Raw genomic sequence first — 13,509 nt, forward strand, 5'->3', positions numbered from 1 at the left:
ATACGTTATAATTGAGAAAAAGAAAACCTTCGACCTGAGGGGGCATTTAAATGGAATCCTATAAAATACTGCTGATAGAAGATGAATTGAAAATTGCCAGATTTATAGAGCTGGAGTTGAAATATGAGGGCTATCAGGTGGAACAGGCCCATGATGGCAGAAGCGGTTTAGAAAAAGCCCTGCAGCCGGATATCGACCTAGTGCTCTTAGATGTAATGCTTCCAGGCTTAAACGGCATGGAGGTATGCCGTCGTATTCGCCAATCTTCTGAGGTACCGATCATTATGCTGACCGCAAAAGATGAAATCACCGATAAGGTTATGGGCTTGGATCTTGGCGCCGATGATTATATTACAAAACCCTTTGCCATTGAAGAGCTGCTGGCCCGTATCCGTGTAGCCTTAAAAAGAAAGCGTGCAGTCCCCGCTTCAACAAAAGCACTGCACTGCAACCGTCTGCTGCTGGATTTGGATAAACACCTTGTTACCTTCAATCAGGAGCCTATTGAGCTAACCAAACGGGAATTTGACCTGCTTCAGTACCTTATAGAAAATCAAAATATTGTATTAACCAGGGAAAAAATATTAGAAACCGTATGGGGATATGATTATTTAGGAGATACCAATGTGGTAGATGTCTATATTCGCTATCTGCGCAGCAAAATCGATGAAAAGTATAATAAAAAACTAATCCATACCATACGAGGGGTGGGATATCTTTTAAAAGATGAACCGCAAAAATAAATCAGGATTCCTTAAGCAACTATTGATCTGGCTCTGGCTGCTGCTAAAATTCATTCTGAAAATTATTCCTTTCCTATTAAAGGGCATCTTCACTCTGTTGGGAAAGGTATTAAGTCCTGCCCTGGGAAAATTTAAAAAGCTGTTTCGCTTCTCTATTACCTTCAAGATCACGGTGGTGTACAGCTTTATCATCGCACTGCTGCTGTTTTTATCCACCACTATGATATTGCTGGGCTTTCGTTTTTTCCTATTTGAACAGGTACGGCAATCGGTAGATACCACCAGCAGGATTGTGGAAGATTATCTTCACCAAAATCAGGAGATCCCCCAGGCACCCTTGGAGGAATTGGCCCGGCGCAATAATACATCCATCTCCATCTTTGATCCTCAAAGAAAATCCCTCTACAATAGTACATCAAAAGCGAATACTAAGGGATTTTTAGAAGGCCCGGTTTCGCCTTCTTTGTTGAAGCTGGAAGCCGGACAAATCATATTGTCCAATCGGCAGATCCTATGGAAAGGAGAAAATGTCTATCTACAGGTTTATAAGGATTTAGACCGGGAAAATGGCTATATTGCCATTCTCTTTGTAATACTGCTCTTTACCAACGGTATTGGAATCCTCATTACCACCCTGATAGGGTCCAAGGTCAGCAGACGAATGCTCAGCCCCATCGCCAGGATGACAGAAACCGTTAAGGCCATCACCATTCAGGATTTAGACATGCGTTTGGATGTAGGGGGTTCACAGGATGAATTAAAAGACCTGGCAGAAACCTTTAATGCCATGATTGACCGTATTCAAGCCTCCTATGAGCAGCAAAACCGTTTTGTTTCAGATGCTTCCCATGAATTGCGCACCCCCATATCAGTCATACAGGGATATGCCAGTCTCATGGACCGCTGGGGCAAAAACGATCGGGAGGTTTTAGAGGAATCTATCAGTGCTATAAAGGGCGAGTCAGAAAATATGAAGGATTTAACAGAAAAGCTGCTTTTTCTGGCGAGAAATGATAAAAATTTGTTGAAGCTGGAAAAAGAAGATTTTCTCCTGAGCGAACTCATTGAGGAAATCGCCAAGGAAACCCGATTGATTGACAGCAAGCATCAGATTTACACCACAGTGGCTGATGATATGCGGCTTAATGCAGATCGAAAGCTGTTAAAGCAGGCTCTTCGCATACTGGTAGACAATAGTGTAAAATATACACCGGAAAATGGAAGCATCAAAATCTCTTCTTATCTGCGAAAAAAGCAGCTCATCCTTGAGGTCACCGATACAGGTCAGGGCATCCCTAAGGAGGATTTGACTCATGTCTTTGACAGATTCTATCGCGCAGACAAATCCAGGACCAAGGAAAGCGGCGGACATGGATTGGGATTGTCCATTGCCAAGCTCATCGTCGACAAGCATGAGGGAAAAATTGAGATTGACAGCACTCTGCAGGCAGGTACCACTGTACGAATCACTCTGCCTGTGAAATAATTGTCTTCCTATCATGCCTTTACTGTAGGGGCAGGTCTCTGTGCCTGCCCACAATTGAGTCCTCTTATATAAAAAGCCCTTAGAAAAATATTTTCCAAGGGCATCTTGCATTATGCTTTTGTAATTTTTGACCAGGAATCCTTCAATCCAACAATTCGGTTGAATATCAGCTTATCCCTGGAGGATTCTTTGGTATCTACACAGAAGTAGCCTTGACGCAGAAACTGATAACGGCTGCCTGGTTCTGCACCGGCAAGATTGGATTCTACATAGCAGTTTGTCAGCTTTTCTAAGGAGTTTTTATTTAATCGCTCCTTCCAATCAGCCACTTCCTCGTCTTTCTTTTGTTCTTCATCTAAAATCAGATAGTCATATAAGCGGACTTCAGCCTGCAGACCGTGAAGAGCAGATACCCAATGTAAGGTCCCCTTTACTTTCCTGCCGCTGTTGGCTCCACCGCTCTTTGTTTCAGGATCATAGGTGCAGCGAAGTTCCAGGATCTCTCCTGTGCTTTCATCCTTAATGACTTCTTCACATTTAATAATATAGGCATGCTTTAAGCGCACCTCTTGACCTGGGGCCAAGCGGAAGAATTTTTTAGGGGGATCCTCCATGAAATCATCTTGCTCAATGTAAATCTCCCGGGAGAAAGGCAGCTTTCTTGAGCCCATCTGCGGATTTTCAGGATTATTTTCCGCATCCAGCAGCTCTTCCTGACCCGCTGGATAATTGGTCAATACGAGTTTTAATGGCCGCAGTACTGCCATAACCCTTGGGGCTTTGCTGTTCAAATCCTCTCGGATACAGTGCTCCAATAAGGCCACATCTACAATGCTGTTGCTCTTAGCTACACCAATCCGGTCGCAGAAGTCGCGAATAGATGCGGGTGTAAAGCCTCTTCTCCTCAGACCGGAAATGGTAGGCATCCTTGGATCATCCCAACCATCTACATAGTTCTGCTCTACCAATTCCCTAAGATAACGTTTGCTCATAATGGTATTGGTTAGGTTTAACCGGGCAAATTCGATTTGTTTTGGTCTTGGTTTGATTCCCAGCGTATCCAGCGTCCAGTCATAAAGAGGTCTATGGTCTTCAAATTCCAGGGTACAGATGGAATGAGTAATATTTTCGATGGCATCGGACAGCGGATGGGCATAGTCATACATTGGATAGATGCACCATGCATCTCCCGTACGGTGATGATGGGAACGCATAATTCGGTATAATACAGGATCCCTCATATTCATATTGGGTGATGCCATATCTATTTTCGCCCGAAGTACTCTTGAGCCATCAGGAAATTCCCCGGCACGCATTCTCCGGAATAGGTCAAGGTTTTCCTCAACGGAACGATTTCTGTAAGGGCTTTCTTTTCCCGGCTCTGTCAAAGTACCTCTATACTCCCTTATTTCCTGTGCACTCAAGTCACAGACATAGGCATTGCCTGATTGAATCAGCTGTACCGCATAATCATATAGCTGCTCAAAGTAATCGGAAGCGTAGTAAAGTCTCTCTTCCCAATCAAAGCCGAGCCACCGCACATCTTCCTGGATGGATTCTACAAACTCCACTTCCTCTTTGCTTGGGTTGGTATCGTCAAAACGCAGGTTGCATAACCCCTTGTTATCAGCAGCAATACCGAAATTTAGAGCGATGGATTTCGCATGTCCGATGTGCAGATATCCGTTAGGCTCCGGTGGAAAACGGGTATGTACACGATCATACACATGCTCTTTTAAATCTTCGTTGATAATGCTTTGAATAAAGTTGGTTGAGGGCACAAAACCGGATTTTCCGTTTTCCTCTGCTTGCTCTCCTTTATTCCTGTTCAGTTCTTCCTTTGACATACTCATGTCTTTACTCCTCCCCAGGTAGAATTTCCTATGATCTATCTATCAAATATTTGAATTTCGCATAAACTTATTATAATAATACACAATGTATACATGATGCGCAAGTCCCCTGTGATATTCCTTCTTAATCTATATAGTAAAAGACAGACTGCTACGGTTTTTGCCTCAGTCTGCCTCATCCTATGTTATTTTTATGGTCACAGAAAACACCTCCTGTGACTATTTTTCTATTCTATGGCATATTCTATACCTCTATAGATAAAAATCTACAAAATTGCAAAATAGGACGGTTTTCCCGTTCTATTGTTTCAAATCATCTATTTTTTCTTTATGATTTCCATCAATACCTTCTCAGGTGTAATGGGTAAGCTTGTGACGTGCACCCCTAACCATGTGATTTCACTTCAATTTTAAACTACACCAATCCCTGCTTCTTGGAAGGTAATCATCTTTTCACTCATAAAGGCTGCTGCTTCTATGATATTAAAGGCTAAGGCGGCACCCGTACCTTCCCCCAACCGCATATCAAGGTTTAACATTGGCTCAAAGCCCAGGAAAGCAGAAGCTTTTGCTGCACCTTTTTCTTCAGAAGCATGGGAACAGATCAAATAATCCCGAACCTTAGGTTCAATGGTTACTGCAATGATTGCCGCCGCTGTAGAAATATATCCGTCTACCACTACAGGTACACGATTGGCCGCTCCTGCCAGCATCACGCCTACCATTCCAGCGATATCCAGTCCGCCCACCTTAGCCAGCACGTCAATACCATCTCTCTTGTCCGGCTTGTTGATCTCTATGGCCTTTCGTATTACTGCAATTTTATTATCCAGCTGTTCCTTTGGCAGATTGGCGCCAACACCTGTGATTTCTCCAGGGTCTGTACCGCTCATCACCGACAGGATAGCCGTACTTGGGGTAGTATTACCAATACCCATTTCTCCTGTGCCTAACAGATTTCTACCCTTTTGGATTTCCTGCTCTGCAATCTCAATACCTACTTCAATGGCCTTTATAGCTTCTTCCCTCGTCATCGCAGGGCCCTTTGCAATGTTATTCGTACCGAACTTAACTTTTTTATGTAGAATTTTAGGATCTGATAATTCCCCTGCCACACCTATATCGACAGTAACCACTTGTGCTCTTGCCTGAGCCGCCAAGGCACAAACACCGCTCACCCCATTGGCGATGTAGCCTGTCATCATCTGTGTCACTACCTGGGGTGCTGCAGATATGCCTTCCTCACATACACCATTGTCTGCAGCCATGACAATAATGGCCTTGCTGTCCAGCTTTGGATGCAGCTTTCCCGTAATCCCTGATAATTGTACAGCAATATCCTCCAGCTTTCCAAGGCTTCTTTGAGGTTTGATCAGGTGGTCAATCCGATTTCTGGCTTCTTCCATTGCCTGTTGGTCTAATGGTTGAATCTTTTCTAGGGTTTGTTTTAGTCTTTCCATTATACAGCCTCCTTTTTTATACAATAAAAAATAAAAAAATCCACACCAATAAAAGGCGTGGATTTTCCATCATCCTCACCAGAGCCGACTTTACACACGAATCGACTGGTTCATTTTAGGCAGGTCTCCTGACTCAAGATCATCGTCTTATGCCGCCTTCCCTCTTTGTGAGGTGGCTTCCTGGCATTTACTCCCTCTTTACAGTGGCGGGCCCGTCCGGGATTTTCACCCGATTCCCTATTCTCCCACATTTTGGGGCACCTAAAGCTTTACTTATTCTGTTTTCAATTTTATTATACGAACAATATTCAAAATCGTCAATATTTATATATAATTTTTCTTTTCTTTTCTCTTATCGCTGTACATGTTTTTATCCGCTAACTGAATGAGTTCCTCTATGTGTACCTGAGAAGAATACCTGGCAGCAAATCCAAAGGCTGATTCCACTACAATCTGATTGTTCTTTTCGGTGGTTATAGGTTTATTGTTATTAAGCTGCTTAATTTCCTCAATTATCTGCTCTATATCCTTTTCTTCTACAGCGGTTAAAAGGATAAGGAACTCGTCGCCACCCAGCCGGATAATCACGCTGTCCTCAGGACAGGCAGACTTGACAGAATCAGCGAAGGTCTTTAGCAGTTCGTCCCCCACATGATGTCCGTGCTGATCGTTTACGATCTTTAGGTTATTAATATCACAGATAATAACGGTCTGAGGATACTTTTCCTGATCCATTTGCTCCTTAACCTTCCGGTTGAAATAGTTTCGGTTATAGAGTCCTGTCAATGCGTCGGTATACAAGAACTGCTCCCGCTGCCGCAGCAGCTCTGTTTCTGTCTTTTCTTTAATGAGGTCATTGATCAGCTTGATGACAAAGAGTATGACCGCAATCAACAGCACACCTAGGCCTATGATGAGTGTAATGAGCCGTCTATAGGATTCTGGGTCGTATCGGTGAGGTACTTCTCTATATCCTTCTTTGAAAAGTGCATCAATGTCCAGCAGAGGAATTGCCTTGTCGATAATACCCGCCAATTCCGGCTGGCCTTGGGCAACCCCATAATATAGGTATGAGTCTGTACTGGTAACTCCTTTCTCGGTCAGATCATAGAGTCTCAGGTCCTCAATATAGTATCGGGCAACCGTAGGGTTCTCAATAAGATAGTCTACTTTTTTATTATGTACAAGCCTTAAGGATTCTTGAATATTATTGGTTTCAACAATCTTCACATCTGTAAGGTTTTTGATCAGGTGCTCTCCATGCCAAAAACCTTTGATGACGGCAACGGTTTTGCCTTCCAAACCATATACATCCAATACGTCTTCGCTTTCCTTTCTTCCGATGATCACATCCCGTTCTGTGCTGTAGGGTCTCGGAAAATGAAATCGCTTTATTCTTTCTTCTGTTTTAGCGATATTTAGGAGGTCTATTTCCCCTTTTTCCAGCAGATCATAAAGCACATCAAAATCTTCATATTTACCGATAAATTGAATCCCTGTAATCCTTGAAATTTCACGAATGATTTGTCCGCTAATGCCCATGTAATGACCGTCTTTATAATAATCGAAGGGCAAATAATCCTTGGTAATGCCGTAAACTGCTACCCCATCTTTTTTTAGCCACTCTACCTCTTCCGGTGTGAGGTTCATAATTTTTTTGTAGTAGCCTACCTCTGCCTCATGGATAAGTTTTGGCAGTATAGTGTTATTCATCTGGGCAATTTTCTTATCCAGAATTCGTGCCAGGATCTCATCTTCTTTTCTTGTGGATAAGGTCATATCCGAGGTTATGGTACGAATAGATGCAACCTGCTTTAGATCAGGATAACGATATATAAATTCATTGATCACCGCTCCGCCGGTTATAATGAAAGCATCAATCCGATCCTCCAGTAAAGCTTGGATGCCTTCCTCCTGAGTGGCAAAGTCTCTTTGCCCATATTTGATGTTTTTATATTTTTGAGGCAATAAGTCTGCTACCACATCGCCATCGATAAATCCCACCCGTTTACCGTCGATGTCGCCAATGGTATGGATATTGCTGTTTGCCTTTCCAATAATCCCATAGGGATACTTATGGACCGGACGGGTAAAGGACATAAACCTTTTCCGCTCGGGGGTTTCGTTAGCCCCACATAGGATATCGATATCCCCATCCTGCAAGCCCTGATAAATTTGGGCCCAGTTTTTGGAAGCTTCTATTTTTATCACTAAACCCAATTCCTCTTGGAGGGATTTCTGCAGTCCCAACAGATATCCTCTATTTTCTCCGTTATACTGATAATAATCTGTCCCTGAATAGGGCACTAACCCCATGATCAGTACACGACCCTTATTCTCCAGCAGCCATTGCTTCTCCTGATCTGTTAACTTTACTGAGTGTTTAAGATCCCCTTCCAGGGCATCTCCTACTATTAAAAATATACACATAAATGTACACAGAGTTATTAAAATATATTTTCTCACAGAGTCCTCTCCCCCTTGGTGGGTATTGCTCATTTTATTGCTGATAAGTCTATTCTGTTGTACTTTTTTTACAATATTTACAATTTCGACAATTTGTATATTATTTATCATAATACATTCCCTAATCTTTTACAATCTAGGCCTACTTTCATTTCTCATGAATTTAATAGCAAAAGTTTATGAATATGTAAAAAAGCATCTTCGATGCTTTCGCTAGGAAACCCTAGGTTTCCTTCGACGGCTGCGCGGCAGCCTGAGCACCTTCCTAAATGCGGGCAGGGGATTTCATCCCCTACAACCCCTTTTTTCATATAATAGGAAAGCAGAACTTTCCTATTATATGAAAAACAGCCAATTTTTGGCTGTTTCCTATTTTATTCCATATGCTATTTTTCATAAAGCCATCGGTAGATATGATGGGTATTCTTTACCTTCGTAATGTATTCCCTGGTTTCTTGGAAAGTAATGGCGGTAGGAAAGTCAGTTTTTGTTTTTCCAAGCTTGCTTTCACTCCAACGCCGTACGTTCCCCGGGCCTCCATTGTAGGCCGCCAATGCTTTATCTTCATCGTCTCCAAACATTTTTAGCATCGAGCGCAGATAGTATGCGCCAAAACGGATATTCACTTCCGGCTTTAACAAATCCCCATCTTCAAAGGGTACCTTAAGCCGTCCCGCAATATCCTTTCCAGTAGCAGGCATAACCTGCATCAATCCCACTGCACCTACAGGAGAGTATACTTCGGCTCTATAATGACTTTCTTCCCGCATCACTGCCCAGATGATATTAGGATCCAAATTAAATTCCTTTGCAGCAGCTCTTACGGCTTCCTCATAGGGGCGCTGATAGGCCAGCTCATAGGCCCTCTTGCTGGGCTGCTCTCTTAAGGCTCTGATTCCCCAAAGCACTGCCTGATAATATCTTTCCTGTTCCAGATACCAATCACCCAGGGCCAGCTTTGCTGAATTGTCTGCCAGTCTTTCTCCGATTGACAACTCAATATCTGCCAGTTTCCCTCTGCCGCTCTCCCGGTAGACTTCTACCCGGTCAATAAACTCAGGTCTTTCATAGGATACTACGGGAATCGTCTCCCATTCTGCTTTTTTATTCAAACGGGCAGCCCAAGCAGGATGCTTTTTCAAGAAAGAAAGCAGAGTATCCCTATCTTTTTTCCCCATTCGTTCCATCAATATATAGGCCCGATAGGCTGCATCATCCTGATGGATATCCTGTTCCTTCGAGAGTTTCAGATATATCTCCAGCGCTTTTTCCCGCATTCCCAGTTCTTCCCAAAGACGGGCACCTCTCCACCGGGACAGGTTTTCATTGCTGCTGCTGAAAACTGCTGCTGCTGTTTCCAATGCCCCTTCCTTTTCCAGCAGCAAGCCCAACCGATATGCGCCTCGGGCTCCCAGGGACTGATAGATCTTTTTTGCTTCCTTCCCTTGATTTGTCCCCTCCAGCCCCCGGCCATACCACCACTGCAGCTCTTGATCCCATAGATTTGAAGCCATTAAAGGCTCTAAAGCCTGCAATGTCTCCTTATAGAGTCCCAGTTCCCCCAATGCCCTTGCATACTGCTTTTGTAGCATTAATTTTCCCGGATGATCCCCTGCCTTCTCTAAATAAGGCTTTAAAAAATCAGCAGCGCTTTTCCACTGTTTACGTTCCAACAACATTTCTCCTATTGCAGCCGGTTCTATTTCCATCTGAAGCAAGGCTAAATAAGCCTCTTCGTCAGGAAGCAGCAGCTTATATTGTTCCGCAGCTTCTTCTCTTTTTCCCTGAATCAACAGTTCCCTTGCTAACTTGTAACGTACTTCCTTCGTTTCATATAAATCCAAAGCCTGACGGTAATAGATGATAGAATCCTCTTTTAAGGCCATTGCCCTCTCTGCCAGCAGAAGATTAGCCCGGTAGCCTACTGCATCTTTTCTTTGTGCCAGTACCTTCAAGTCCTCGATCGTCCCTTTACTTTGGTCCCTTTCTAGTACTTCCAACATTGAGATCTCCTTTAGAAGACCTTCCTCTTGGACAGTGCTTCCATCCGCCTGTACAATTCGGTCCTGCCCTTCCCTGATTCCAGGCAGCAAAGGACCTCCTATCATCCATACAGCTAACCCCAGTATCATAACACCTAATACCAAAGGAACCGAAATAAAAGATTTTTTTATTCTCATTTTATAATTCCTTTCTATTTGATTGGTCTTGGTTTTCTCCTGCAATACTGTTTTATTGGGAATGAAATTGTTTAATCCTAAATATATGTCACAATACAGCAGATATGCCGGTTGCTGGCAGACTGCCAAAATAAAAGGCAGAGACTGCTGCTCTGCCGCTTTATATTCCTAGCCACAGGCTTATCACCAATCCCCAGGCCACCAAGGTCCATAGCAGTGAGATACTGTTTAATAGGATTCCGATTAAATTAACGGTATTTTTCTTGTTTTGCCAGCCTTTGACTGAGAGCAGAAGCCCTGCCAGATAAAGGGGTGTCCAGTAGAAGTATGCATATAGCGGTGAAAGAAGGGGTATCCCCAGTAAGCCAATAAAAACAGTCAGCCACGGTAAAACCTTTTTTTCTTTTTTCCGCGTGCGCCTGGACCGGGTTCTTCCATTGGTTAAAAAATCATCCATAAGACTAGTTCCATCCCCTTTATGATTCCACTACCTATATTATATCAGATTTATTCCCCCAGGGCATCTAAATCAATATGGCAGTATCCCCCAGGGTTTTTCTCCAAATATCTCTGATGATATTCCTCTGCCGGGTAGAAGCACTGTAATGGCTCTATTTCTGTCACAATAGGCATAGAATACAGCTTCTCCTGTTCTTTTTTTGTCTGCAGAATCCTTTCCAGATCCTCTTTATCAATATAATATATTCCTGTCCGGTATTGTGGCCCTATATCGGGACCCTGCCGGTTTAAAAGGGTAGGGTCGATAATCTTCCAAAACCGGTTTAGAAGTTTTTCCAGACTGATGATTTTTTCGTCATACTTTATATAGCAGGACTCTGTATGTCCTGTAGCTGCAGTACAAACCTGTCTGTAGGTAGGGTTTTCCACATGTCCATTGGCGTAGCCTACCTTTGTTTCCACCACGCCTTCAATTCTAGAGAAATAGGCCTCTACACCCCAAAAGCATCCTCCCGCTAATACTATTTCTTTCATATAAAAGCTCCTTTCGAAACCGTCACAGTTTCCTATCAGATTCATCCTTCTGTATATCAATATACCCCGTTTTCTTATTTTCCACTCAAATGCAGTCTTACACTTCTCCAGTTTTCGCTGCTGGCTGATACTTCCGCTCTGACATCCAATAGCATAATAAGTTCCAAATGGGAATCAAATAAAGGTAGCTGGCAAAAGGCAGATAGGCAGTACTGCTTACACCCATGGTTGTGGTCGGCACGAGGGCTGCAATATTCCATGGGATTAAAGGAGACAGCACCACACTGGTATTTTCGATGTCCAGGGCCAGCCGATGCCGGTCCAATCCCTTCTCACGATAAGAATTCTTCATAAGCTGATTTGTTAGCACAATAGATATGGATTGACTGCAGCCAAAGGCTCCGGTAGCCATACTCACCAGGATAGTGTAAAGGAAAAGCGTGTGCCGGGTCTTTGTTTTTAATAGGAATTTTTCGATATATTGCAGCATCTCTGTTCCCTCGAAAATCCCTGCCAAAGCACAGGATACAGCTACAACCAGCGAGGGCTTCCACATGGATAGAACACCTCCGCCTTTGATGATGCCCTGCAGCGCGCTTTCACCGGAAAGCCGGAAACCAAATAGAATATATTGAAGCACTTCTCTCATTGAATAGGATTGCAGCATCATGCCAAGTACCGCAGCAGTTATAATACTGATGAACATGGATTTTTTTACATCCACCCGAAAAGCCGCCAGTATCAGGATGATCAAAGCGGGCAGCAGTACACTCCAATGAATGGCAAATATCCTATAAATCTCTTGGTCGATGTAAGAACCGGAAAAATCCAAGGGCTGTTGAAAGGATAGGATTCCAAAAAAAATAACAGCAAGAAGCAGAGGAATTCCCGCACTTTTGAACATATTTTTTATATTGATATAAAGATCTGACTCCGTTAGATTAGCCACTAAATGGGCGCTAGAGGACATGGGAGAACAGCGGTCTCCAAAATAAGCACCTGCAATCAATGCTCCGGCAGCTGCTGCCGTATTCACGCCGCCGCCCTTGGCCATCATCATAAAAGAAATGCCTACGGTACTGATGGTTCCCAGGGAAGTCCCTAATAGAAATGAAACGATGGAACTGATCAGGAATGCATATAGGATAAAATAGTTTGGATTCATAAACTTTATCCCATAATATACGATTCCCGGAACGGTGCCCGATGCCATCCATGCTGCAGTAATGGCCCCAATTAATAAAAATATTCGCAGTACAATCAGAGCCTTTTTCCCACCGCCATAAGCCATCCCAACAATCTTTTGTATGGTAAAGCCTCGTCTCCAGGCTGCCACAGCAAATAAAAACAGACATGCAATAAGAATATATCCAATAAAAATTCCACTATATACACCATAAATCAATGCGGCAAATGCGATTCCCATACTAATAATCAAGTCCATTATATCCCTCTTTTGTCTGGATTCTTCAATCTTTCGATTACCTAATATTATGTTATCACGAAATCTACCTGACATAAATGCTTATTTTACTCGTTAGCAAGCTAAATATATTCGAAAAGAAGCGTAGAGATCAATAAACAAAAAAGCCGAGAATCATGGGGATATTCTCGGCTTATATAATGTTGTTTTCAATTTTGATCCGCTATTAGTCATTGGTAGCCATAACCCCTAATGGGCCGTCATCCCGAATAATATCCTGTATCTCATAAACTGAAATTGGGAACATCGGGAATCCAAAAGCGTAGGCTGTCAATTCATAAAGCTGGAAGTAGATTACAAGGCATTTATCAGCAATATAAAAATCCTGATCCGGTCTGATCCCTTTAAATTCATCCAGCAGAATGATATCTCTAGCTTTGATCTGCCTCCGGATAATGTCAGAAAGAACCTTTACATAGTTGCTGCCGGGCTTAAACAGCTCCGCAAGGATATATGCTTTTCCAGTCTCGATATCAAAGATAAGAGATTTTATAACCGTTAAACCATGAGCGGCCCCTTGTGCATAGGCATAGTTTATGATGTTCAGACTCAAAATCCCTCGCTGATTATTTTTGAGTTCATACCAGCCGCTAACTGTGGTTTGGTGGTTCTGATAGTAGCCCTGATCAATAATCAATCGGCTTACTAATCCGCGGATGGCTGTATTCATCTGCTGTTGCACAGCAGTATTGGCCATGCCTACAATTACTGGATAATCAATCTTTAGTCGTTGATTGGCTGATACCATCCTCTGTGTAATCACTTGAACGGGGTTTTTAATCAAGCTCATATTACACCCTCTTTTCGCAAAATATATATTTTCATCCTATGCCATTGAAAAGAGA

General features: G+C 42.9%; 10 protein-coding genes and 1 riboswitch. Of the genes, 2 read left to right on the forward strand and 8 right to left on the reverse strand.

Features of this window, described 5'->3' with window-relative positions; translation table 11 throughout:
* Positions 1-50 precede the first annotated feature (50 nt).
* Both BUB56_RS04555 and BUB56_RS04560 read left to right on the forward strand, forming a co-directional pair.
* Positions 51-743: a response regulator transcription factor gene (locus BUB56_RS04555; protein ID WP_110940192.1), complete on the forward strand. Its 693-nt coding sequence runs from the start codon at positions 51-53 to the stop codon at positions 741-743.
* Positions 727-2,229 (forward strand): sensor histidine kinase, encoded by a 1,503-nt coding sequence (locus BUB56_RS04560; RefSeq protein ID WP_242946221.1) that lies wholly within the window; start codon positions 727-729, stop codon positions 2,227-2,229. Before BUB56_RS04555 ends, BUB56_RS04560 begins: the two co-directional genes overlap by 17 nt.
* A 110-nt stretch (positions 2,230-2,339) precedes the next feature.
* Here BUB56_RS04560 and BUB56_RS04565 read toward each other — a convergent pair whose 3' ends face one another.
* The 8 genes from BUB56_RS04565 to BUB56_RS04600 form a co-directional block, all read right to left on the reverse strand.
* On the reverse strand, positions 2,340-4,076 hold the full coding sequence (locus tag BUB56_RS04565) for a glutamine--tRNA ligase/YqeY domain fusion protein (RefSeq protein WP_110940223.1): 1,737 nt from the start codon (positions 4,074-4,076) through the stop codon (positions 2,340-2,342).
* A gap of 416 nt (positions 4,077-4,492) precedes the next feature.
* A complete protein-coding gene (gene cobT / locus BUB56_RS04570; protein WP_110940193.1) occupies positions 4,493-5,542 on the reverse strand; it encodes a nicotinate-nucleotide--dimethylbenzimidazole phosphoribosyltransferase in 1,050 nt (349 codons plus the stop codon).
* 101 nt (positions 5,543-5,643) lie between these two features.
* A riboswitch (cobalamin riboswitch) is annotated at positions 5,644-5,822 on the reverse strand.
* Between the two features lie 44 nt (positions 5,823-5,866).
* On the reverse strand, positions 5,867-8,008 hold the full coding sequence (locus BUB56_RS04575) for a transporter substrate-binding domain-containing diguanylate cyclase (RefSeq protein WP_190014201.1): 2,142 nt from the start codon (positions 8,006-8,008) through the stop codon (positions 5,867-5,869).
* A 386-nt stretch (positions 8,009-8,394) separates the two neighbouring features.
* On the reverse strand, positions 8,395-10,188 hold the full coding sequence (locus BUB56_RS04580; RefSeq protein ID WP_190014203.1) for a lytic transglycosylase domain-containing protein: 1,794 nt from the start codon (positions 10,186-10,188) through the stop codon (positions 8,395-8,397).
* A 160-nt stretch (positions 10,189-10,348) separates the two neighbouring features.
* A complete protein-coding gene (locus tag BUB56_RS04585) occupies positions 10,349-10,645 on the reverse strand; it encodes a hypothetical protein (RefSeq protein WP_110940196.1) in 297 nt (98 codons plus the stop codon).
* A 50-nt stretch (positions 10,646-10,695) separates the two neighbouring features.
* The gene (gene msrA, locus BUB56_RS04590) at positions 10,696-11,181 is read right to left on the reverse strand and encodes a peptide-methionine (S)-S-oxide reductase MsrA (protein ID WP_110940197.1); all 486 of its coding nucleotides are present in this window, start codon (positions 11,179-11,181) and stop codon (positions 10,696-10,698) included.
* A gap of 97 nt (positions 11,182-11,278) precedes the next feature.
* Positions 11,279-12,625, reverse strand: coding sequence for a Na+/H+ antiporter NhaC family protein (locus BUB56_RS04595; protein ID WP_110940198.1), 1,347 nt, complete (start codon positions 12,623-12,625; stop codon positions 11,279-11,281).
* A gap of 205 nt (positions 12,626-12,830) precedes the next feature.
* Positions 12,831-13,454 carry a DUF3298 and DUF4163 domain-containing protein gene (locus BUB56_RS04600; protein ID WP_110940199.1) on the reverse strand — a complete coding sequence of 208 codons (624 nt, stop codon included), beginning with the start codon at positions 13,452-13,454 and terminating at the stop codon, positions 12,831-12,833.
* Positions 13,455-13,509 lie beyond the last annotated feature (55 nt).

Source organism: Geosporobacter subterraneus DSM 17957 (assembly GCF_900142145.1).
GTDB lineage: Bacteria > Bacillota > Clostridia > Peptostreptococcales > Thermotaleaceae > Geosporobacter > Geosporobacter subterraneus.